The 21,685-nt window shown below is 60.1% G+C and carries 18 protein-coding genes; 5 read left to right on the forward strand and 13 right to left on the reverse strand.

What is annotated here, in order from left to right:
- Positions 1-58 precede the first annotated feature (58 nt).
- On the forward strand, positions 59-538 hold the full coding sequence (locus tag AB3G35_RS02190) for a sn-glycerol-3-phosphate transporter (protein WP_369782274.1): 480 nt from the start codon (positions 59-61) through the stop codon (positions 536-538).
- A 110-nt stretch (positions 539-648) separates the two neighbouring features.
- Here AB3G35_RS02190 and AB3G35_RS02195 read toward each other — a convergent pair whose 3' ends face one another.
- From AB3G35_RS02195 to trxA, 5 genes are all read right to left on the reverse strand, one after another.
- A complete protein-coding gene (locus AB3G35_RS02195; RefSeq protein ID WP_016783022.1) occupies positions 649-1,617 on the reverse strand; it encodes a CDP-6-deoxy-delta-3,4-glucoseen reductase in 969 nt (322 codons plus the stop codon).
- Positions 1,617-3,083, reverse strand: a complete 1,467-nt coding sequence (gene ubiD / locus AB3G35_RS02200) for a 4-hydroxy-3-polyprenylbenzoate decarboxylase (RefSeq protein WP_029611671.1) — start codon at positions 3,081-3,083, stop codon at positions 1,617-1,619. Before ubiD ends, AB3G35_RS02195 begins: the two co-directional genes overlap by 1 nt.
- Positions 3,084-3,152: 69 nt before the next feature.
- Entirely contained in the window at positions 3,153-5,147 is a 1,995-nt protein-coding gene (locus AB3G35_RS02205) for an acyltransferase family protein (protein ID WP_369782275.1), read from the reverse strand.
- A 123-nt stretch (positions 5,148-5,270) separates the two neighbouring features.
- Positions 5,271-6,530, reverse strand: a complete 1,260-nt coding sequence (gene rho / locus AB3G35_RS02210; RefSeq protein WP_016783019.1) for a transcription termination factor Rho — start codon at positions 6,528-6,530, stop codon at positions 5,271-5,273.
- Positions 6,531-6,763: 233 nt separating this feature from the next.
- A complete protein-coding gene (gene trxA / locus AB3G35_RS02215) occupies positions 6,764-7,093 on the reverse strand; it encodes a thioredoxin TrxA (protein WP_016783018.1) in 330 nt (109 codons plus the stop codon).
- Between the two features lie 264 nt (positions 7,094-7,357).
- On the opposite strand from trxA, the gene ppx reads away from it, so the two are divergent.
- Positions 7,358-8,860: an exopolyphosphatase gene (gene ppx, locus AB3G35_RS02220; protein WP_083369687.1), complete on the forward strand. Its 1,503-nt coding sequence runs from the start codon at positions 7,358-7,360 to the stop codon at positions 8,858-8,860.
- A 120-nt stretch (positions 8,861-8,980) separates the two neighbouring features.
- On the opposite strand, the gene ppk1 is transcribed toward ppx, so the two are convergent.
- On the reverse strand, positions 8,981-11,218 hold the full coding sequence (gene ppk1 / locus AB3G35_RS02225) for a polyphosphate kinase 1 (RefSeq protein ID WP_106115553.1): 2,238 nt from the start codon (positions 11,216-11,218) through the stop codon (positions 8,981-8,983).
- A 446-nt stretch (positions 11,219-11,664) separates the two neighbouring features.
- Between ppk1 and AB3G35_RS02230 the strand changes: the two genes are divergently transcribed.
- Positions 11,665-12,285: a DedA family protein gene (locus AB3G35_RS02230; protein WP_016783014.1), complete on the forward strand. Its 621-nt coding sequence runs from the start codon at positions 11,665-11,667 to the stop codon at positions 12,283-12,285.
- Here the strand turns inward: AB3G35_RS02230 and AB3G35_RS02235 are convergent.
- Positions 12,263-13,501, reverse strand: coding sequence for a sterol desaturase family protein (locus AB3G35_RS02235; RefSeq protein WP_324708402.1), 1,239 nt, complete (start codon positions 13,499-13,501; stop codon positions 12,263-12,265). The two genes, AB3G35_RS02230 and AB3G35_RS02235, sit on opposite strands and share 23 nt — an antisense overlap.
- A 108-nt stretch (positions 13,502-13,609) precedes the next feature.
- Between AB3G35_RS02235 and elbB the strand changes: the two genes are divergently transcribed.
- Entirely contained in the window at positions 13,610-14,275 is a 666-nt protein-coding gene (gene elbB, locus AB3G35_RS02240) for an isoprenoid biosynthesis glyoxalase ElbB (RefSeq protein ID WP_016783012.1), read from the forward strand.
- Here elbB and AB3G35_RS02245 read toward each other — a convergent pair whose 3' ends face one another.
- The 5 genes from AB3G35_RS02245 to AB3G35_RS02265 all read right to left on the reverse strand — a co-directional run bounded on the left by AB3G35_RS02245 (position 14,276) and on the right by AB3G35_RS02265 (position 20,148).
- The gene (locus tag AB3G35_RS02245) at positions 14,276-14,728 is read right to left on the reverse strand and encodes a YaiI/YqxD family protein (RefSeq protein ID WP_369782276.1); all 453 of its coding nucleotides are present in this window, start codon (positions 14,726-14,728) and stop codon (positions 14,276-14,278) included.
- Between the two features lie 136 nt (positions 14,729-14,864).
- A complete protein-coding gene (locus AB3G35_RS02250; protein ID WP_169910574.1) occupies positions 14,865-16,763 on the reverse strand; it encodes a cytochrome c/FTR1 family iron permease in 1,899 nt (632 codons plus the stop codon).
- Positions 16,764-16,829: 66 nt separating this feature from the next.
- On the reverse strand, positions 16,830-17,462 hold the full coding sequence (locus AB3G35_RS02255; RefSeq protein WP_324708401.1) for a LysE family transporter: 633 nt from the start codon (positions 17,460-17,462) through the stop codon (positions 16,830-16,832).
- Between the two features lie 218 nt (positions 17,463-17,680).
- Entirely contained in the window at positions 17,681-18,238 is a 558-nt protein-coding gene (locus AB3G35_RS02260; RefSeq protein ID WP_016783008.1) for a mechanosensitive ion channel family protein, read from the reverse strand.
- Positions 18,238-20,148, reverse strand: a complete 1,911-nt coding sequence (locus tag AB3G35_RS02265; RefSeq protein WP_016783007.1) for an ATP-binding cassette domain-containing protein — start codon at positions 20,146-20,148, stop codon at positions 18,238-18,240. The genes AB3G35_RS02260 and AB3G35_RS02265 overlap by 1 nt, the downstream gene beginning before the upstream one ends.
- Before the next feature lie 50 nt (positions 20,149-20,198).
- On the opposite strand from AB3G35_RS02265, the gene AB3G35_RS02270 reads away from it, so the two are divergent.
- Positions 20,199-20,657 (forward strand): TIGR02444 family protein, encoded by a 459-nt coding sequence (locus AB3G35_RS02270; protein WP_016783006.1) that lies wholly within the window; start codon positions 20,199-20,201, stop codon positions 20,655-20,657.
- On the opposite strand, the gene AB3G35_RS02275 is transcribed toward AB3G35_RS02270, so the two are convergent.
- Positions 20,654-21,583 carry an AlgP family protein gene (locus AB3G35_RS02275; protein ID WP_340079486.1) on the reverse strand — a complete coding sequence of 310 codons (930 nt, stop codon included), beginning with the start codon at positions 21,581-21,583 and terminating at the stop codon, positions 20,654-20,656. The two genes, AB3G35_RS02270 and AB3G35_RS02275, sit on opposite strands and share 4 nt — an antisense overlap.
- Positions 21,584-21,685 lie beyond the last annotated feature (102 nt).

Here is a 21,685-nt window from a genome sequence, read left to right on the forward strand (position 1 = left end):
GTTCAAGCGCCCCCTTTATAGTTGCCAGCCGCAGGCGCACACCCAACGAGGTTGTTGAATGAAATACATTGGGATTTGCTACCTGTTGATCCTGGCTTATACCAGTTCAGCATTGGCACAAGACGGCACGCAGCAAAAAGACAACGGGTTCTGGTATGTGCAAACCAGTGTCTATACCCGGCACTTCTCCCCCGACCCTGAGCACAACAACAATCAGGACCTGATCGGTATTGAGCGCCATGACGCTTCAAACTGGTTGTTCGGCGCGGCGACCTTTCGCAACTCGTTCCGCCAGCGGTCGTATTACGCCTACGCGGGCAAACGCTTTGATAGCGACACTTACCCGGTGTATCTGAAGCTGACAGGCGGCCTGCTGGAGGGCTACCACGGCGACTACCAGGACAAGATCCCGCTCAACCGCTTCGGCGTGGCCCCAGTGATCATCCCCTCGATCGGCGCGTATTACGGCCCGGTCGCCGCCGAGCTGGTGTTGCTCGGCTTCAATGCGGCAATGATCACCACAGGCCTGCGGTTTTAAGGCCAGGGCTCAACTGGTCGCTGTGGGAGCGGGCTGCCCGCGATAGTTTCAACGCGGTGTAACAGTTACATCGCGTCGCTTGCATCGCGAGCAAGCCCGCTCCCACACATTCAACCCCGTGGGCAATAGGCAAACACATCGGCGCGCATCTGGTGCGCGTCCATGCCAGCAGCCACCAGCGCGTCCAGCGTGCCGTAGATCATCGCCGGCGAGCCACTGGCATACACATGCACACTGGCCAGATCGCTGATGTCTTCGCACACGGCTTCATGCAGCATGCCGCAGCGCCCTTCCCAGCCACATAAATCACTCACCACCTTGTGCAGAAACAGGTTGGGGGTTTTCTCCCATTCGGCCCATTCGTCCAGGGTGTAGAAGTCTTCAGGCCGACGCACGCCCCAATACAGATGCACCGGGTGCTTAAAGCCCTTGGCCCGGCAATGCTCGATCAGGCTGTGCATTTGCGCCATACCGGTGCCCGCCGCGATCAACACCAGCGGTCCGTCCGGCAGCTCGGACAAGTGCGTATCACCGAAAGGCAGCTCAAGGCGAACCATCTTGTTGCGCTGCAACTGCTCGATCAAGTTGCGGGCGCTGTCTTCGCGCACCAGCACATGCAACTCAAGGTCGCGCCCTGAGTGAGGCGCGCTGGCCAGGGAAAACGCCGACTTGTCGCCGTTTTCACGTTCCAGCATCACATATTGCCCGGCGTGATAACGCGGCGGCTTGCCTGCAGGCGCACGCAAGCGCACGCGCCACACATCGCCACCCATATCGACACATTCGGTCAACTGACACGCCAGGCTACGCACCGGTAATTCTCCCAACGCAAGCACGCCATCCCACAACACCACACAGTCTTCAAGGGGGGCCGCCAGGCAGGTATAGAACTCGCCATGATCACGCACGTCACCCGCCTGCTCCACCTGGCCTTCAACCAGCAAGGCCGCACACACATGGCAATTACCATTGCGACAGCTCTGCGGGCATTCATAGCCCAGGCGCTGCGCCGCATCGAGAATCCGCTCGCCAGGCAAGGTTTCCAGCACCGCACCTGAAGGCTGCAAGGTTACACGCATCAATCTATTCCTAATTGATTCCAGATGTCATCGACCCGGCGAGTGACCGCCTCATCCTTGACGATAACCCGACCCCATTCGCGGGTGGTTTCACCCGGCCATTTGTTGGTCGCATCCAGGCCCATCTTCGACCCCAGGCCGGAAACCGGCGAGGCAAAGTCGAGGTAGTCGATGGGCGTGTTGTCGATCATCACCGTGTCGCGCTTGGGGTCCATGCGCGTGGTAATGGCCCAGATCACATCGTTCCAGTCACGGGCATTGATGTCGTCGTCGGTCACGATAACGAACTTGGTGTACATGAACTGGCGCAAAAACGACCACACACCCAGCATTACGCGCTTGGCGTGCCCTGGGTACTGCTTTTTCATGGTCACGATGGCCATGCGGTACGAGCAGCCTTCGGGCGGCAGGTAAAAGTCGGTGATTTCCGGGAACTGCTTTTGCAGGATCGGTACAAACACTTCGTTGAGCGCCACGCCCAGAATCGCTGGCTCATCCGGTGGACGGCCGGTGTAGGTGCTGTGATAGATCGGTTTGACCCGATGGGTGATGCGCTCGACGGTAAACACCGGGAAGCTGTCCACTTCGTTGTAGTAACCGGTGTGGTCGCCATAAGGGCCTTCAGGGGCCATCTCGCCGGGGTGGATCACGCCTTCGAGGATGATTTCGGCAGTGGCCGGCACTTGCAGGTCATTGCCGCGGCACTTCACCAGTTCGGTGCGGTTGCCCCGCAGCAAGCCGGCAAAGGCGTACTCGGACAGGCTGTCGGGCACCGGGGTAACGGCGCCAAGAATAGTCGCCGGGTCTGCGCCCAGGGCCACGGACACCGGGAATGGCTGGCCGGGGTGTTTTTCGCACCAGTCGCGGTAGTCCAGCGCACCGCCACGGTGGCTCAACCAGCGCATGATGACCTTGTTGCGGCCAATCACCTGCTGACGATAAATACCGAGGTTCTGACGGTCCTTGTTCGGCCCCTTGGTCACGGTCAGGCCCCAGGTAATCAGGGGCGCCACGTCGCCCGGCCAGCAATGCTGCACCGGCAGCATGGCGAGGTCGACGTCATCACCCTCAATGACCACTTCCTGGCACACCGCGTCCTTGACGACTTTCGGCGCCATAGCAATGATCTTGCGAAAGATCGGCAGCTTGGACCACGCGTCTTTCAGACCTTTAGGCGGCTCGGGCTCCTTGAGGAACGCCAGCAGCTTGCCGATTTCGCGCAGCTCGCTGACAGACTCGGCGCCCATGCCCATCGCCACGCGCTCTGGCGTGCCGAACAAGTTGCCGAGCACCGGGATCGTGTGGCCAGTCGGGTTTTCGAACAGCAAGGCAGGGCCTTTGGCTCGCAGCGTGCGATCGCAGATTTCGGTCATCTCCAGGACTGGAGAAACGGGAATCTGGATGCGTTTCAATTCTCCGCGCTGCTCTAGCTGCTGCACGAAATCCCGAAGATCCTTGAATTTCATTGACGGTGGCACCCCTAAAATAGGCGTACATCCTACCTGCTATGCCGGCCGCTGGCAGCTTATCGCTGCTCAGCGGGCGGTATTGGCCTGCTCCGGGGCACGCAACGCCAGGTCATCGAACAGCGGGGCCAATGCCGGAAGAACCAGGCGAGCGCCGATTTCGGACAGGTGATTGTCATCGGTGTACAACGAATGACCGTCCTGTTCGGCCCGGCACAACCCCGAGGCATCACACAGCTGCGGGGTCGGGTCCAGTACCTGCACATGGGAATCAGCGGCCGCGATATCGGCAAACAGGCGGTTGATAAACGCTTTTTGCCTGAGGTGGTCTTCGACCGGCATGCCGACATCGGCGGTGGGCTGGTGCAGCATCGCCAGGCGGCTCAGGCGATAGGGTGGATTGAACGGTTGCAACGGTGCCTCCTTCATCAGCCACACGCGGTACCCGGCCTTGCGCAATTGCTCGACCCTCGCCCGCAAGCCATCGGCCAACCGTTGTTCGGCGACCGCGCGGTCATAGTGACTATTGCCATCGCGCAACGCATGGCCGTGATCGCCCTTGGCATCGCCATACAAGTACAGGCTCCAGCGGGCCACCAACAGGATATCGCGCACGGGCTCGGTCGCCAGGGTGCGTTCGACACGACGGTTGTACTCGGCGCACCGCGTACCGTGCTCCAGCCCTTCAAGCGGCAGGCAACCGGCTGAACTGGCCAGCATCACATTGACGCCATGCTGGCGGGCGCTGTCGTCCAGTGCCGGGATCAGGGCCGTGGCGTGGCTGTCGCCCCATACCAGCAGTTGAGCCGGCGCGGCGGGCGATTGGCCGTAACGGCAGAATGGCGTGTCGGCCGGGCTCTTGTCATCGGTGATGCAGGCCATCAGCTCAGGTCGCCATTCGCTGGCCCGTGCGTATTGCAACGCCTGCTCGGACAAGCGCGACGGCAGGCCATCGGTCCAGCGCAGCGCCTGGCCGGCGATCCCCAATACCAGAATGCCCAAGCCCGCCGCGACGAGAACCTGACGACGCCCAGCCAACAATCGACGCTCACGAAACGGCGTTTCGACAAAGCGCCAGGACAGATAGCCGAGGATCAGCGTCAGCGCGATCAACGCGCCGGTCAATGCAGGGCCGAACTCATCCGCGCCGGCATAACTGCCAAACACGAAAACCGGCCAGTGCCACAAATACCAGGAATAGGAAATCAGCCCGAGCCCGACCATTAACCGCGTGCTCAACACACGCCCGACCCAGGTGCTCTGATGCTCATTGGCCCAGATCAGGGCCACCACGCCCAGCACGGGCAGCAACGCCGCGGCACCCGGGAAGGGTGTGCTGTTGTCATAGCCGAACACGGCAACAAGAATCAGGCCCATGCCCAACAGGCTGATGCCTTGCGCCGCCGCCGGGGTCAGGCGTTTCTGGCTGGCAGGCGCAATCGCCAGCATGGCACCTGCCAACAGCTCCCATGCCCGCATCGGCAACAGGAAAAACGCTTTTTCGGGGTGGTAGGCCACAGCCCAGACGCTGAGCCCGAACGACACCAGCAACAGGCTGAACAACGCCAGCCGCCAGTGCTTGAACCGGCTGCAAAGCAGGGTCAGCAGTAACGGAAAGACAATATAGAACTGCTCTTCAACCGCCAGCGACCAGGTGTGGAGCAGCGGCTTGAGGTCACTGGCAGCATCGAAATAGCCTTCCTGGCGCATAAACAGCAGGTTGGACACGAACATCACCTGGTAACGCACCGAGCGCCCCAGCTCTTCGTAGTCCTTGGGCGCCATCAGGAACCAGCCCACGGCCAGCACAGCAGCCATCATCACGAACAAGGCCGGCAGGATGCGCCGTGCGCGACGGGCCCAGAACTCGACAAAACTGAAACGCGCCGCCTGATGCTGGCGCCAGATGATTGAAGTGATCAAATAACCGGAAATGACGAAGAACACATCAACGCCAACAAATCCGCCCGAAAAACCCGGCACTCCAAAATGGAACAACACCACGGCAAGTACAGCAACAGCGCGCAGGCCATCAATGTCCCTGCGATAAACAAGAGAGCTCATATACGCTTACAACTCATCGATAGATTATTTTTATTGACCGGAGTTAAGCACAAACCTTCCTTTTATTTTTGGTAAAAAAAAGGCGCCCTCGCGGGGCGCCTTATTTTTGTACGAGAAACCGTGTTACTTGCGTTTCATCGACAGGAAGAACTCATCGTTGGTCTTGGTCTGTTTCAACTTGTCGACCAGGAACTCGATGGCTGCCACTTCGTCCATCGGGTGCAACAGCTTGCGCAGGATCCACATGCGTTGCAGCTCGTCGTCTGCAGTCAGCAACTCTTCGCGGCGGGTGCCGGAACGGTTGATGTTGATCGCAGGGAAGACGCGCTTTTCAGCGATCTTGCGGTCCAGAGGCAGTTCCATGTTACCGGTGCCCTTGAACTCTTCGTAGATCACTTCATCCATCTTCGAGCCGGTTTCAACCAGCGCGGTAGCGATGATGGTCAGCGAACCGCCTTCTTCGATGTTACGCGCAGCACCGAAGAAACGCTTTGGCTTCTCAAGGGCGTGAGCATCGACACCACCGGTCAGCACCTTGCCGGAGCTCGGGATAACGGTGTTGTAGGCACGAGCCAGACGGGTGATGGAGTCGAGCAGGATCACCACGTCCTTTTTGTGTTCGACCAGGCGCTTGGCCTTCTCGATCACCATTTCAGCAACCTGCACGTGGCGGGTTGGCGGCTCGTCGAACGTGGAGGCAACCACTTCGCCGCGCACGGTGCGCTGCATTTCGGTTACTTCTTCCGGGCGCTCGTCGATCAGCAGAACGATCAGGTGCACTTCAGGGTTGTTACGCGAAATGTTCGACGCGATGTTCTGCAGCATGATGGTCTTGCCCGCTTTTGGCGGAGCAACGATCAGACCGCGCTGACCTTTACCGATCGGAGCGCAGAGGTCGATCACACGACCGGTCAGGTCTTCGGTGGAACCGTTACCGATTTCCATCTTCATGCGTACAGTCGGGAACAGCGGGGTCAAGTTCTCGAAGAGAATCTTGTTTTTCGCGTTCTCGGGACGATCGTAGTTGATCGTGTCGACTTTCAGCAGTGCGAAGTAACGCTCGCCTTCTTTTGGCGGGCGGATTTTACCGACGATGGTATCGCCGGTGCGCAAGTTGAAGCGTCGAATCTGGCTAGGGGAGACGTAGATATCGTCCGGGCCGGCCAGGTAAGAAGCGTCAGCGGAGCGCAGGAAGCCGAAGCCGTCCTGGAGAATCTCCAGCACGCCATCACCGGAGATTTCCTCGCCGCTTTTCGCGTGCTTCTTGAGCAGGGAGAAAATCACGTCCTGCTTGCGCGAACGGGCCATATTTTCTATGCCCATCTGTTCGGCCAATTCGAGCAGTTCGGTAATCGGCTTTTGCTTGAGTTCAGTCAGGTTCATATAGGAATGACGTAATCATTTATGGGGAGGGAAATTAAGCTTTGGGCTTAATGAGGCCGCGCCGCAGAGAAGGCGACAGGATCGCGTACTAATTCGATAAGGAGTGCGTCGGCGACGGCTTGCAGGGGGCAGTGGAGAAACCAGTGCGGGGCCGAATGTACCACTTGAGTTTCATAGCGTCTAGTCCTTGAGCCATGAAAAAGCCCCGCATTTAGCGGGGCTTTTATCGACGCTTAGATATTGGCGTCGAGGAATGCAGCCAACTGCGACTTCGACAGCGCACCGACCTTGGTGGCTTCAACGTTGCCGTTCTTGAACAGCATCAGCGTAGGAATACCGCGTACGCCGTGCTTGGCCGGGGTTTCCTGGTTTTCATCAATGTTCAGCTTGGCAACAGTCAGCTTGCCTTTGTAAGTCTCTGCGATCTCGTCCAGAACCGGCGCGATCATTTTGCAAGGGCCACACCATTCAGCCCAGTAGTCGACCAGTACAGCGCCTTCAGCCTTGAGAACATCGGCCTCAAAGCTAGCGTCGGTGACGTGTTTAATAAGATCGCTGCTCATGGAAGTCTCCGTGGTTGTAAGCAAAAACGTAGCACATCATAGCCGTCATCACCGCGTTCAGGAAGGTGAGGGGCGATTGACTCTCACTATAGTGGTGCATGAGAGCGGATATCGCCCGTTTCAGGTCACCTGAAAAGCCGGGTTGAGGGAGAACAGCTAACGTCATTGCTTTGATGCTCCATATCAATGCATCTGACATCGCGCGTTGGCGCGAGCCTTTGATCGTGGCACGATGATCAGGTTATCGACCGAGACCCCTCAACCATGCCCCAATCCCAAGCAAGGAATCCGTCCCTGATCGCCGCCATTGATCTGGGTTCTAACAGCTTTCACATGGTGGTGGCCAAGGCCCAGAACGGCGAAATCCGTATTCTCGAACGTCTTGGTGAAAAGGTGCAGTTAGCTGCCGGCATCGACGAAGAGCGCAAACTCACCGAAGAATCCATGCAGCGCGGGCTCGATTGCCTCAAGCGCTTCGCCCAGCTGATCAACGGTATGCCACTGGGTGCCGTGCGCATCGTGGGTACCAACGCCTTGCGTGAAGCACGCAACCGCAACGAATTTATCGTGCGGGCCGAGGAAATCCTGGGCCACACCGTTGAAGTGATTTCCGGTCGTGAAGAAGCGCGCCTGATCTACCTGGGTGTGTCCCACACCCTCGCCGACACGCCGGGCAAACGCCTGGTGGCTGATATCGGCGGCGGCAGTACCGAATTCATCATTGGCCAGCGCTTTGAACCGCTGCTGCGCGAAAGCCTGCAGATGGGCTGCGTCAGCTTCACCCAGCGCTACTTCCGTGACGGCAAGATCACCCCGGCGCGCTACGCCCAGGCCTACACGGCGGCGCGCCTTGAGATCATGAGCATCGAGCACGCCCTGCACCGCCTGACCTGGGATGAAGCCATCGGCTCCTCGGGCACCATCCGGGCCATTGGCCTGGCCCTCAAGGCCGGCGGGCATGGCAATGGCGAGGTTAACGCCGAAGGCCTGTCCTGGCTCAAGCGCAAACTGTTCAAGCTGGGTGAAGTGGACAAGATCGACTTTGAAGGCATCAAGCCTGACCGTCGCACCATCTTCCCGGCCGGGCTGGCGATTCTTGAAGCGGTGTTCGATGCCCTTGAACTGCAGCGCATGGACCACTGTGATGGCGCACTGCGCGAAGGCGTGCTCTACGACCTGCTGGGCCGTCATCACCATGAAGACGTGCGTGAGCGCACCTTGAGCTCGCTGATGGACCGCTACCACGTCGACCGCGAGCAGGCAGCCCGGGTTGAACGCAAGGCCTTGCGTGCCTTTGATCAAGTGGCCAAGTCCTGGGATCTCAAGGACGGCATCTGGCGTGAACTGCTCAGCTGGGCGGCCAAGGTGCATGAAGTGGGGCTGGACATTGCCCACTATCATTACCACAAGCACGGCGCCTATTTGATCGAGCACTCCGACCTTGCCGGCTTCTCACGCGAAGACCAGCTGATGCTCGCGCTGCTGGTGCGCGGCCATCGACGCAATATTCCCAAAGACAAGTTCGCCGAATTTGGCGCCGACGGCATCAAGCTGATCCGCCTGTGCGTGCTGTTGCGCTTTGCGATCCTGTTCTACCACATCCGTGGCAACCAGGAAGCCTCGCAGGTCAAGCTGCGCGCCGAGGGCGATCACCTTGACGTGATCTTCCCCGAAGGCTGGCTGGAACAAAACCCGCTGACCCAGGCCGACTTCGAGCAAGAAGCGCAATGGCTGACCCGGGTAGGTATCGTGCTGACGGTGTCCTGACCGGACACCACTCAAACCACTTGTGGGAGCGGGCTTGCCCGCGATTCAAACGGTGCGGTGTTTCAGGAACACCGCATCGAACCAATCGCGGACTTGCCCGCTCCCACAGTCGTTACCGCGTTATACCGAAGGCCCGGTGCTCACCGTCAGGACAGGCAGGCTCAGACGCTCCAGCAAGGTTGCCTGGGCGCTGCGCGGGTTCTGGTTGCCGGTTGGCGTGTTACGAATGTAACGACCGTCCGACTGCAGGCTCCAGCTGTGGGTGTTGTCGGTCAGATAGCACTCCAGCTCTTTCTTGACCCGCAAAATCAGCTTTTTGCCCTCGACCGGGAAGCACGTTTCAACGCGCTTATCGAGGTTGCGCTCCATCCAGTCAGCACTGGACAGGAACATCTGCTCTTCGCCGCCATTGAGGAAGTAGAAGACCCGCGTGTGCTCCAGGAAGCGGCCGATGATCGAGCGCACATGAATATTGTGCGAAACCCCCGGAATACCCGGACGCAGGCAGCACATTCCGCGCACCACCAGATCGATACGCACGCCGGACTGGCTGGCCTTGTACAGCGCGCGAATGATTTTCGGGTCAGTCAGCGAGTTGAACTTGGCAATGATATGCGCCGGCTTGCCCTCAAGCGCAAACTGGGTCTCGCGGGCAATCATGTCGAGCATGCCCTTCTTCAACGTGAACGGTGCATGCAGCAGTTTTTTCATGCGCAGGGTTTTACCCATGCCGATCAACTGGCTGAACAGCTTGCCCACGTCTTCGCACAGCGCATCATCAGAAGTCAGCAGACTGTAGTCGGTGTACAGGCGGGCGTTGCCGGCGTGGTAGTTACCGGTGCCCAGGTGGGCGTAACGTACGATCTCGCCCGCCTCACGGCGCAGAATCAGCATCATCTTGGCGTGGGTCTTGAAACCGACCACACCATAGATCACCACCGCACCGGCCGCTTGCAGGCGGCTGGCCAGTTGCAGGTTGGACTCTTCGTCAAAACGCGCACGCAGCTCGATCACTGCAGTCACTTCCTTACCATTGCGCGCGGCATCCACCAGCGCATCAACGATCTCGGAGTTGGCACCGCTGCGGTACAGGGTCTGGCGCACGGCCAGTACATGCGGATCCTTGGCCGCCTGGCGCAGCAGGTCGACCACCGGGGTAAACGACTCGAACGGGTGCAGCAGCAAGATGTCCTGCTTGCTGACCACGCTAAAAATGTTCTCGCTGTTCTGCAACAGCTTGGGGATCGCCGGGGTGAACGGCGTGTATTGCAGCTCCGGGTGACTGTCGAGGCTGGTGATGCTGAACAGACGCGTCAGGTTGACCGGACCATTGACCTGGTACAGCTCGGTTTCATGCAGGCTGAACTGCTTGAGCAGGTAGTCGGACAGGTGTTTAGGGCAGGTGTCGGCCACTTCCAGGCGCACAGCATCGCCGTAACGACGCGAGAACAACTCGCCACGCAGGGCGCGGGCCAGGTCTTCTACATCTTCGGTATCGACCGCCAGATCGGCGTTACGGGTCAGGCGGAACTGATAGCAGCCCTTCACCTTCATGCCTTGAAACAGGTCATCGGCGTGGGCGTGAATCATCGACGACAGGAACACATAGTTGTCCCCTGCTCCGCCCACGTCTTCAGGCAGCTTGATCACACGCGGTAACAGGCGCGGTGCCGGGATGATCGCCAGGCCCGAATCACGACCAAAGGCATCGATGCCTTCCAGCTCGACGATAAAGTTCAGGCTCTTGTTCACCAGCAACGGGAACGGGTGCGTCGGGTCCAGGCCAATCGGGGTGATGATCGGCGCGATTTCGTCGCGGAAGAACTTGCGCACCCACGCCTTGATCTTGGTGTTCCAGTGCCGGCGACGGATAAAGCGCACCTGATGCTTTTCAAGCTCGGGCAGCAGAATGTCGTTGAGGATCGCGTACTGGCGATCGACATGGCCGTGCACCAGCTCACTGATGCGGGCCAGCGCCTGGTGCGGCTGCAAGCCATCGGCACCGGCCTGTTCACGGGCGAAGGTGATTTGCTTCTTCAGGCCCGCGACACGAATTTCGAAAAACTCATCCAGGTTGCTGGAAAAGATCAGCAAAAATTTCAAGCGTTCAAGCAGCGGGTAGGACTCGTCCAGCGCCTGCTCCAGCACGCGAATATTGAACTGCAACTGCGACAGCTCGCGATGAATATACAAGCTGCTGTCATCAAGGCCAGGCACAACAATCGCCGGATGCGCCGCCGCGTGCGCCTCGGCCACGGCGGGCGCGGGCTCTTGCGATACAGGCGGGGTTTCTGGAACTGGCTCGGCAATCGGCTGAGCTTCAGTGGCAACGATTTCTGCAAGTCCTTCGGTATTCATTGATTGTTCCTGTAAGAGCGGGTTTGACTCTCGTAACAGTTAAGCGACACCAGCAGTCAAGTTGCCAGAATGCCATCAACGCCTGTGGGTTTAAACCGCTCAAAAGCGCTTTATGTGGGCCAGAGCTTGGTTAGAGGGCGATTTATTAAAATTGTTTCCAAAGGCACCGACATGTGGGAGCGGGCTTGCTCGCGATGGCATCACCCGTGCTTGCCTGCCAGGTCGCGTAGCCCCCATCGCAGGCAAGCCAGCTCCCACAGGTTTTAGGCAATAATCTCCACGCGCACGGTTATAACGCCTCGTCATGAACACTAGATGACAACGCCAATGATGTAGGTCAAATAGACGTCAATTGTAGGAATTGTTAACGTCAAGACACATTTCGATACTTTCCCGAACGTCCCTTAAGGCGTAGGCTGCGCGTTCATTTCGCCAGCATCCAGACAATGCTCCAACAATTTCTTCAAGAATTTGGCTACTTCGCCCTGTTTCTAGGGACGTTCTTTGAAGGTGAGACCATTCTGGTTCTCGCAGGCTTCTTGGCGTTCCGCGGATACATGGACCTCAAACTGGTCATGATCGTGGCGTTCCTCGGCAGTTATGCCGGTGACCAGCTGTGGTATTTTCTGGGGCGCAAGCACGGCCGCAAACTGTTGGCGCGCAAACCGCGCTGGCAACTTATGGGCGACAAGGCACTGGAGCACATTCGCAGGCACCCGGATATCTGGGTCCTGAGCTTCCGCTTCGTCTACGGCCTGCGCACCGTCATGCCTGTGGCCATCGGCCTGTCGGGCTATCCTCCGGGCCGCTATTTGCTGCTCAACGGTATTGGTGCTGCGATCTGGGCCATTGCCCTGGCCACCGCCGCCTACCACTTCGGCGCCGTGCTCGAAGGCCTGCTGGGCAACGTCAAGAAGTATGAGCTGTGGGTACTCGGTGCCTTGCTGTTGATCGGCCTGTGCCTTTGGGCCAGACGCCGCTTCAAGAATGCGCGCCTGGCCAGACAGACCGCACTTGAAGAAAAGAACAAGCGCAGCATCGAGGTCAGCAACCCGCCAGCCGAGTGATGCGGTCTCTGCTCAAGTACAGGCCCATCACGCTCAACACCGTGTAGCTGAACAGGCCGACCCAGCCCAATGCGCTGGCCGGCCACAGCCCCGCCACAGGGGCCAGCCAAACCAGTGGCACGTTGAGCGCCAGGCGCAGCCACTCTAGTTTCAACGCCCAGGGCCGGTTCTCCAGGCCCGCCCCCAGCACAAACAACCCCAACGCCATATACCCCCAGCCCAGCATCAGCGCCTGGGGCGACAGGCTTTCGCCCAGATTCAGCAAATAACTGCCCAGCGCCACATAGACTGCAAATTGCGACGCGAGATACACCTGCTGGCGAAACGGCAAAGGCACTTCGAATTTCTCGAACCGGCTCAAATCCGGCTTGCTCATCGGGTACTTCGCTGCCACATCCGCCGGGCGCCAGCCTGTGGGCATAAACCAGATTCGCAGTTTGTCGCGCCAGCGTTCGGTGCGCTGTGCATCGGCCAGCAACTGCCCATAGAACTGCCAGTTGGCCCACAGCGGGTTCCAGCTGTGCAGCGGTGTGGTCACTCCGAAAATCACCGGCTCGGCATCGTCTTCTTCCTGAAAGGTGCCAAACAAACGGTCCCAGATAATGAACACCCCACCGTAATTGCGATCCATATACAGAGCATTCTGTGCATGGTGAGCGCGATGATTGGAAGGTGTCACAAAGCACCACTCGAACCAGCCGAGCTTGGGCACATGGCGGGTATGGACCCAGAACTGATAGAGCAGGTTGACGGTGGCCACCGTGACAAATACCAGCAGCGGCACCCCCAGCACTGCCATCGGCAGGTAAAAGACCCAGCCGAACACAAACCCGGTGCTGGTCTGGCGCAGGGCGGTGGACAGGTTGTAGTCCTCGCTCTGGTGATGCACCGAATGCGCGGCCCACAGCACGTTGCGCTCATGCCCCAGGCGATGGTGCCAGTAGTAGCAAAAGTCATAGAAGACAAACGCAAACAGCCACACCCACAGGCTGTCATCGGGCAGTTGCAGCAGCGCCAGGTATTTCAGCGCCAGCGCGAAGGTGATCAGCCCCACGCCTTTGGTCAGCAAGCCGGTGGTGGTCGACAGCACACCGGCGCTCAGGCTGCTGATGGTGTCAGCCAGGCGATAGGTGCGCATCCCGCGCCAGCGGTCGACCAGCAGCTCGACAGCAATCAGCACAAAGAAAAACGGCACTGCATACAGAATCAGCTTCATGGCACACCCCGAGCGGCATTCCATCAAGCGTAGGCGCACTTGCAGCGAAACCCTATGGCATCAAGCGCCAAATCAGGCGACATTAACGCCATGTACAAGGAGAGCGATATGACCACAAAAAATGTTGCCGTGATTCTTTCCGGTTGCGGTGTCTATGACGGCGCCGAGATCCACGAAAGCGTGATCACCCTGCTGCGCCTGGACCAGCGCGGCGCCAAAGTGCAGTGCTTTGCCCCCGACATTGCGCAACTGCACGTCATCAACCACCTGACCGGCGAGCCAATGCCCGAGACCCGCAACGTGCTGGTGGAATCAGCGCGTATTGCCCGGGGCGAGATCAAGGACATTCGTGAAGCCAGGGTCGAGGATTTTGACGCCCTGATCATTCCGGGCGGGTTTGGCGCCGCCAAAAACCTTTCCAGCTTTGCCACCGAAGGCGCTGCGTGCTCGGTCCAGGCGGATGTGCTGAACCTGGCCGAGGCCTTTGCCGAAGCGGGCAAGCCCATAGGCCTGATGTGCATCTCACCCGCTATCGCCGCCAAGATTTATGGCCCTGGCGTGATCTGCACCATCGGCACCGACGCAGATACCGCCGCGGCCGTCAGCAAAATGGGCGGCACTCACCAGGAGTGCGAAGTATCGGAAATTGTCGAAGACAAGGCGCGCAAACTGGTCAGCACCCCGGCCTACATGCTCGCCCAATCCATCAGCGAAGCGGCGTCGGGGATCAACAAGATGGTGGACCGGGTACTGGAGCTGACTCAAAAAAGTTGATCAGCCCCGCGCCAGTCGGGTCAGGATCCGGTCCAGGGCATTGGCGAACGCCTGCTTGTCACGTTCGCCATAGGCGCCCTGCCCGCCGCTGACCTGGCCCTGTTCGCGCAGATCGGTAAACAGATTGCGCACCGCCAGGCGCTCGCCCATGTTCTGCGGGTCAAACTCCTTGCCCCGCGGGTCCAGCGCCGCGACGCCCTTCTTGACCAAGCGGTCGGCCAGCGGCACATCGCTGCAAATCACCAGCTCGCCGGGCACGGCGTGTTCCACCAGATAATCATCCGCCGCATCCGGGCCGCTGGGCACCACAATCAGTTTGACCAGCCCATAGGTTGGCTTGATCTGGCTCTGCCCTGCCACCAGCACCACTTCAAACTGGCGCTTGAGGGCGAACTTGATAACCTGATCCTTCGCCGCCTTGGGGCATGCATCTGCGTCGATCCAGACACGCATAAAGAATAGCTCCTGAGGGTTGCCGATCCTGTGGGAGCGGGCTTGCTCGCGATGGCATCAGCGCGATGCTTCAGATGCACCGCGCCGCCTGCATCGCGAGCAAGCCCGCTCCCACAAAGGGGAGGTGTATAACGATTTACGAAGCCTGCACCCGACGTTTTTCCGCCAGCTTGCTACGGCTGTACAACACGATGATCGCCATAATCGCTACAGCCTGCGCTGTCAGCGAGTACGCATCGGCGTGAATGCCCAGCCAGTCGAAGTCAAAGAACGCCACAGGCCTTGTGCCGAAGATACCCGCCTCTTGCAGCGCTTTCACACCATGCCCGGCGAATACCACCGACAAGGCGCACAGCAACGCGGCATTGATGCTGAAAAACAGCGCCAAAGGCAACTTGGCCGAGCCCCGCAGGATGATCCATGCCAGCCCCATCAGCAGCACCAGCGCCGTGGCACCGCCCGCCAGTACTGCGTTGTGCCCGGCCGGGCCGGCTTGCAGCCACAGGGTTTCGTAGAACAGGATCACTTCGAACAGTTCGCGGTACACCGAGAAGAACGCCAGGATCGCGAAACCAAAACGCCCGCCTCCGCTGACCAGGCTGCTTTTGATGTAGTCCTGCCAGGCCGCCGCGTGGCGCCGGTCGTGCATCCACACACCCAGCCACAGCACCATGACGCTGGCGAACAAGGCCGTGCAGCCTTCCAGCAATTCACGCTGGGCACCGCTGACGTCAATCACATAGGCCGCCAGCGCCCAGGTAGCGAGCCCCGCCACCAATGCCAGGCCCCAGCCAATATTGACGCTGCGCACCGCCGATTGCTGGCCGGTATTGCGCAAGAAAGCCAGGATCGCAGCCAGCACCAGAATCGCTTCCAGACCTTCACGCAACAAAATCAGCAGGCCCGAGACGTAACTCAAGGTCCAGCTCAGGCCATCGCTGCCCAGCAGCCCGGCCGACTCTTTCAACAAGGCTTTGGCAGCCTCCAGGCGCTGCTCGACCTGCTCGATCGGCAAGCCGTCCTGCAACGATTGCCGATAGGCCATCAGGGCTTTTTCGGTGCTTTTGCGCACGTTGGCGTCGACGTTATCCAGCGAGCTTTCGACCAGTTCAAAACCTTCCAGATACGCTGCTACCGACAGGTCGTAGGCTTGTTCACGGTCGCCGGCGCGGTACGCCGCGAGGCTTTTGTCCAAGGTGGCGCTGGTGTAGTCGAGCAACTGCGCCGGGCCGCGTTTGACTTGCGGCGGTTGTGCCCGCTGGGCACGGAACGTGGCCGTCGCCTCGGGGCCTTCAGCCGCCAGCACTTCATTGGGGGTTTGACGGGCAAGGTCCGCCAGATTGTAGGTTTTGTCTGCCTTGGCGGCCTGTGGATCGGCACTCAGCCCGGCGATATAGGTGGCCAGATCCCAACGCTGGCGTTCGTCCAGCTGGTCGGCAAACGACGGCATATCAGTGCCTTCAACGCCCAGGCCAAGGGTGTTGTAGATCGCGTAGAGGCTCAGGCGGTCCAGGCGCTGGGCATCGCGCAGGTTGGCTGGCGGTGGCGTCATGCCCACGCTTGCCGGGCCATCACCGGCGCCGGTTTCACCGTGGCACACCGAGCAATGCTGGGCGTACAGGGGTGCACCGCGGGTGGGATCGGGGGTAATGGCAGGCGCCTGGCTGACCTCATAGGCCACGGCCAGTTTGGCCCCCAGCTGGCGCGCTTCACGCGCAACGGCAGTGCCGTCTTCGCGCTGTTCGATGGCGGTTTGCAGGGCATTTACGCCCTGCACCAGCTCGTCACGCTCAGGGCGTTGCGGCAAGTCCGCGATCAGGCCCTTGAGCACCGCCAGAAATTCGAGTTGCTCGCGGTATTCGGTCTCGTCGATGACCTTGCCGTTTTCAACCGTGGGCGGATAGTCCGCGCCAATGTAGTCAATCAGGTGCAGCGCTTGTGAGGCGCCTTCCGGTGTGTTGGCAGAAGCAACAAGGCTGCACAACGCGAGCACGGGCAGCAGTAGCCATGCCAAAAAACGCGAGCGGGAGGTCATCGATCAATCCGGATGGAAATGAGAAGTAACATATTGTTCACTTCCCATCATCCCGACTCAAGGCCTTTAGGTGGTGGCGCGATGCAACGTCGCCAGAAAACCCGCTGCACCGACAAACAGGCCAGCAAAGGTGCGGTTCATGCGCCGCTGTTGTTTGGGGGTACGCAGCAGGCGCAGGACCTTGGACGCCAGCCCGGTATAACCGGCCATGACGATCAGGTCGACGCAGATCATGGTCACGCCCAGCGTCAGGTATTGGGACACCAGCGGCGCGGCCGGGTTTACGAATTGCGGTAGCACCGCGAGCATGAACACCAGCGCCTTGGGGTTGCTGACGTTGACCAGAAAGCCGCGAAATACCAGCGCCAGCGGCTTGCCGATGGGTCGCACAGCAGCGTCATCGCTCAGGTCAGCTGGCAGGGCCCGCCATTGTTTGACGGCGAGGTACACAAGATAGGCCACGCCAAACCATTTGATCGCGTAGAAAGCGGTGGACGACGCCGCGAGGATGGCGCCAACCCCGGCAGCGACAATGGCGATTTGCAACGCCAGGCCCAGTTGCAGGCCCAGGGCGTTCCAGTAACCACGCCAGAAACCGTACTGCAGACCGCACGACATCGAGGCAATCGCGCCAGCGCCGGGCGACAGGCTGATAACCCAACAGGCAGCAAAAAAGGCCAACCACGTTTCCAACGACATCGCACACCTCGGACAAGATCTGTAACAAGTCCCTTAAGCTAATGCGCTGGTTGAAAATTGACCACCGTTTTTTGAGGTGACGGCTGATTCTGTGGGAACCGGCTTGCTCGCGATACAGGCGCCGCGGTGCATCTGAAGCATTGCGGTGATGCCATCGCGAGCAAGCCCGCTCCCACAGGATTGGCAACACTCAGGAGCTACTCTCTGCACAGTTACCGTTACAGGTCGCTTTCGCGCCAGCGGCGCACCGAGCGCTGGAAGAACAGGCTGTTGGGCACTTGTACCATGCTGCTGCCACTGCCCGATTCCGCAGGCTCGATCAGGGTGGTGTACAGCAGGTTGATGGCCACGACGCGGCCTTTGACCCCGGGCTTGTCCAGCGTGTCGAGCAGCTCCACCACATCGCCGATGCGAAACGGCCCCACGGTGAAGATCAGCACCGCGCAGAGCAGGTTGGAAAGCACGCTCCACATGGCGAAGAAGGCAATCGCCGCCACCGCCACAAAGCCCGACAGTGCCGTCCACAACACCGTGGCCGAAACACCCAGGCGCTCCAGCACCACGATCACTGCGCTTCCCATGATGAACCAGCGCAAGCCCCCGCGCAGCGGCATCATCAGTTGCGGCGGAAACGGGTAGCGCTCGCTGAGGCGCGTCAGAAAACGCGCCACCACACGCTGGGAAAAGTAACCCGCCAGCAGGATCAGCAGAATCTGCACACCAATCCACAGGGGGGCGATCAGTTCTGCGGGCACAGGCAAGTGCAGGGCTTCCATCAGGACAGGGCTTCCAGTTCTGCTTGCATGGACTCAAGCAATTCCAGCGATTCCATCCAGCGCTCTTCCAGCTGGCTTTCGAGCACTTTGAGCTTGGCCTGTTCCGCCAGCAGATCACGCAACTCATCTTTGCGCGCCGCCTCGTAAACAGCGCTGTCGCCCAGGCTGGTTTCGATTTTCGCCAGCTTTTCGTTGATCTTGCCCAGTTCGCTCTCAAGCTTATCGGCTTCGCGCTTGTGCGGTGCCAGTTGCTGACGCAACGCCGCCGCGGCCTGACGCTGAGCCTTTTTATCGGTCTTGTCAGGGTTGACCGGCGTGTTGCTCACCGGCGCGTTGCGCAAGCGGTAGTCGGCCAGCCAGCGCGCGTAGTCTTCGAGGTCGCCGTCGAATTCCTGCACCTTGCCGTCAGCGACCAGCATGAACTCATCCGTGGTGCTTTTGAGCAAATGCCGATCGTGAGATACCACCAGCACCGCACCGCTGAACTCTTGCAAGGCCATGGTCAGCGCCAGACGCATTTCGAGGTCAAGGTGGTTGGTCGGTTCGTCGAGCAGCAGCAGGTTCGGCCGGCCCCAGGCGATCAACGCCAATGCCAGGCGAGCTTTTTCGCCGCCGGAGAAATTAAGTACCGGCTCGTCAATACGCGCACCACGGAAGTCGAAACCACCGAGGAAGTCGCGCAGGGTCTGTTCACGCTCGGTCGGCGCCAGGCGCTGCATATGCAGCAACGGGCTGGCCTTGGAGTCCAGCGAGTCGAGCTGGTGCTGGGCAAAGTAGCCCACCACCAGGTTCTCGCCACGGGCCAGGCGGCCCGACAGCGGCTCCAGCTCGCCTGCGAGGTTTTTGATCAGGGTCGATTTACCCGCGCCGTTTGGCCCGAGCAAGCCGATACGGGCGCCAGGAACCAGCTGCAGCTTGACCTTCTCCAGGATGGTTTTGTCGCCATAGCCCAGACGGGCATCGGACAAGTCCAGCAACGGGCTGGAGAGCTTGACCGCCTCGCGGAACACAAAGTCGAACGGCGAGTCCACATGGGCCGCACTCAGTTCTTCCATGCGCTCAAGGGCCTTGATCCGGCTTTGTGCCTGACGGGCCTTGGTGGCCTGGGCCTTGAAGCGGGCGATGTAGCTTTCCATGTGCGCACGTTGCGCCTGCTGCTTCTCGTAGGCCTGCTGTTGCTGGGCCAGACGTTCGGCACGGGCACGTTCGAATGCGCTGTAACCACCCCGGTAGAGGGTGATCTTGCGCTGATCGACGTGGGCGATATTGTCGACCACGGCATCGAGAAAGTCCCGGTCGTGGGAGATCAACAGCAGGGTGCCGGGGTAGTTCTTGAGGAAGTCTTCCAGCCACAGGATGGCGTCGAGGTCCAAGTGGTTGGTCGGCTCATCGAGCAACAACAGATCCGACGGGCACATCAGGGCCTGAGCGAGGTTAAGGCGCATCCGCCAGCCACCGGAGAAGTCGGCAACCGGGCGATCCATTTGCTCATTGGTAAAGCCCAGCCCGGCGAGCATTTTGCGTGCCCGTGCATCGGCGGTGTAGCCGTCGGCGCTATCCAGCTCGGAATGCAGGCGCGCCTGTGCGGCACCGTCCTCGTCGGCTTCGGCCCTGGCCAGATCGGCCTGCACCTGGCGCAGGCGCTGGTCGCCATCGAGCACATAGTCGATCGCAATGCGGTCGAGGGTGTCGATTTCCTGGCGCATGTGGGCAATCCGCCAGTCGGCCGGGAGCAGACAATCCCCGGAATCAGGCGTCAACTCACCCAGCAGCAAGGCGAACAAAGTGGATTTACCGGCGCCATTGGCGCCGACCAGACCGGCTTTATGGCCGGCGTGCAGGGTCAGCTCGGCGTCTTCTAGCAGACGTTGCGGGCCACGCTGTAAAGTCAGGTTCTGAAGTCGGATCATAATGGCGGCGGAGTCTACCAGCTTCCCTCTCAACTGGCGCGAATTGCACTATGCAGACTGACCTGTGGAATTACTGTTTGAACCTCTACGCCCGGCCCGGGGTGGAGCAGGCCTGCCTTGACCTGCAGAGCCGGGGCATGGATGTGTGCCTGCTGTTGTGCGCCGCCTGGCTTGAAACGCGTGGCGTGGCCTGCGATGAATCGCGCCTGGGGCAGTTAAGCGCCTGTGCCGGGCCCTGGCAGCGCGAGGTGGTGCAGCCCTTGCGACAGCTGCGCACCCAATGGCGAGAAGCGGCCGCCCACGACGATGTACTGGCAGCGCTGCGCGTGCAGGTCAAGGCATTGGAGCTGGAGGCTGAACGGACATTGTTGCGACGCCTGGAGTCAGTGACTCAAAGCTGGGAGCAATCGCAAGGCGCTTGCGATTGGCTGCAGAGGATGGCCAGCGATGCCGGTCACCCTGATTGCGACGCGCTGCAGACGCTGCGCGTCGCAATCAATGGCGCTTAGGAAGCGCTGGCTGGGGTCGTAGCCGAGTTTGTTGCGGTGGCCGGGGTTGGCGCAGGGGCTGTAGCCGGTGCGGCGGCTGCGGATGCCACAGCGGGCTTGGCAGGTGTGGCAGCCGGTTTGGCGGCAGGTTTTGCGGCGGCGGGCCTTCTCACGGCAGGCTTGGCTGCTGGCTTGGCGGCAGGTTTGGCCGCGGCAGGTTTAGCAGCAGGCTTGACCGCTGCGGTTTTAGCTGCAGGTTTTGCCGCGACTTTTACCGGGGCTTTGACGGGCGCTTTTACCGCTGCCTTAACCGGTGCCTTGGCGGCTACCGGTTTGGCTGCTGCGGGCTTGGCGGCAGGTTTGGCCGCAGCCGTTCTGGCCGCTGCAGGCTTGGCTGCCGGCCGGGCTGCTGCAGGTTTTGCTGCCACGGGTTTGGCTGCAGGTTTAGCCGCAGCTGCTTTGGTGGCGGGCTTGGCGGCGGCTTTTGCCGGAGCCTTGGCAGCCGCTTTGGCAGCCGGTTTTTTTGCCGCTGCTGCGGGCTTGGCATCACGGCTCGACAAAGCCTTGCCAACGGCTTCTTTCACTCGACCGATACCCTGGGCCAGCTTCAGGCTTTCTTGCGCATCGCGCTTGAGTTGCAGGATATAAGTGCGTGTTTCGGTCTGGCGATCCTTGAGCGAATCGAGCAATTGCTCAAGCTCTTTGACCCCGGCCTTGGCCTTGGCCTGAGCCTTGGATTTGCCAGCATTGGCGGCGTCCTGCAGTTTGGCGCGGGACTTGTGCAGTTTTTCCTGTGCTTTGCCACGCTGTTTTTCAAGCTTGGCGAGCAGTTTCTCAGCATCAGCCAACGCTTGGGAGCAAGCGTTTTCCAAATGCTCAAGCAGGCTGCCTGAGAGCTGTTGGAGCAAGTGCAACGGCGTATTAACGGGCTTCTTATTGGCCGACATGGTTTACCTCCTGGCTGAAGTGAGTGCGGCTCATACTAGACCTCTGCAACTACCGCCGCTAGAGCATGTTGACACTAAGGATAGCTGCGCGTTGCATGACGT

Source organism: Pseudomonas sp. WC2401 (assembly GCF_041200115.1).
GTDB classification, from domain to species: Bacteria; Pseudomonadota; Gammaproteobacteria; order Pseudomonadales; family Pseudomonadaceae; genus Aquipseudomonas; species Aquipseudomonas fragi.

What these genes read in the sequence shown, in the direction of transcription:
- AB3G35_RS02190 (WP_369782274.1), top strand. Translation starts at nt 59, where the DNA reads ATGAAATACATTGGGATTTGCTACCTGTTGATCCTGGCTTATACCAGT.
- AB3G35_RS02195 (WP_016783022.1), bottom strand. Translation starts at nt 1,617, where the DNA reads ATGCGTGTAACCTTGCAGCCTTCAGGTGCGGTGCTGGAAACCTTGCCT.
- ubiD (WP_029611671.1), bottom strand. Translation starts at nt 3,083, where the DNA reads ATGAAATTCAAGGATCTTCGGGATTTCGTGCAGCAGCTAGAGCAGCGC.
- AB3G35_RS02205 (WP_369782275.1), bottom strand. Translation starts at nt 5,147, where the DNA reads ATGAGCTCTCTTGTTTATCGCAGGGACATTGATGGCCTGCGCGCTGTT.
- rho (WP_016783019.1), bottom strand. Translation starts at nt 6,530, where the DNA reads ATGAACCTGACTGAACTCAAGCAAAAGCCGATTACCGAACTGCTCGAA.
- trxA (WP_016783018.1), bottom strand. Translation starts at nt 7,093, where the DNA reads ATGAGCAGCGATCTTATTAAACACGTCACCGACGCTAGCTTTGAGGCC.
- ppx (WP_083369687.1), top strand. Translation starts at nt 7,358, where the DNA reads ATGCCCCAATCCCAAGCAAGGAATCCGTCCCTGATCGCCGCCATTGAT.
- ppk1 (WP_106115553.1), bottom strand. Translation starts at nt 11,218, where the DNA reads ATGAATACCGAAGGACTTGCAGAAATCGTTGCCACTGAAGCTCAGCCG.
- AB3G35_RS02230 (WP_016783014.1), top strand. Translation starts at nt 11,665, where the DNA reads ATGCTCCAACAATTTCTTCAAGAATTTGGCTACTTCGCCCTGTTTCTA.
- AB3G35_RS02235 (WP_324708402.1), bottom strand. Translation starts at nt 13,501, where the DNA reads ATGAAGCTGATTCTGTATGCAGTGCCGTTTTTCTTTGTGCTGATTGCT.
- elbB (WP_016783012.1), top strand. Translation starts at nt 13,610, where the DNA reads ATGACCACAAAAAATGTTGCCGTGATTCTTTCCGGTTGCGGTGTCTAT.
- AB3G35_RS02245 (WP_369782276.1), bottom strand. Translation starts at nt 14,728, where the DNA reads ATGCGTGTCTGGATCGACGCAGATGCATGCCCCAAGGCGGCGAAGGAT.
- AB3G35_RS02250 (WP_169910574.1), bottom strand. Translation starts at nt 16,763, where the DNA reads ATGACCTCCCGCTCGCGTTTTTTGGCATGGCTACTGCTGCCCGTGCTC.
- AB3G35_RS02255 (WP_324708401.1), bottom strand. Translation starts at nt 17,462, where the DNA reads ATGTCGTTGGAAACGTGGTTGGCCTTTTTTGCTGCCTGTTGGGTTATC.
- AB3G35_RS02260 (WP_016783008.1), bottom strand. Translation starts at nt 18,238, where the DNA reads ATGGAAGCCCTGCACTTGCCTGTGCCCGCAGAACTGATCGCCCCCCTG.
- AB3G35_RS02265 (WP_016783007.1), bottom strand. Translation starts at nt 20,148, where the DNA reads ATGATCCGACTTCAGAACCTGACTTTACAGCGTGGCCCGCAACGTCTG.
- AB3G35_RS02270 (WP_016783006.1), top strand. Translation starts at nt 20,199, where the DNA reads ATGCAGACTGACCTGTGGAATTACTGTTTGAACCTCTACGCCCGGCCC.
- AB3G35_RS02275 (WP_340079486.1), bottom strand. Translation starts at nt 21,583, where the DNA reads ATGTCGGCCAATAAGAAGCCCGTTAATACGCCGTTGCACTTGCTCCAA.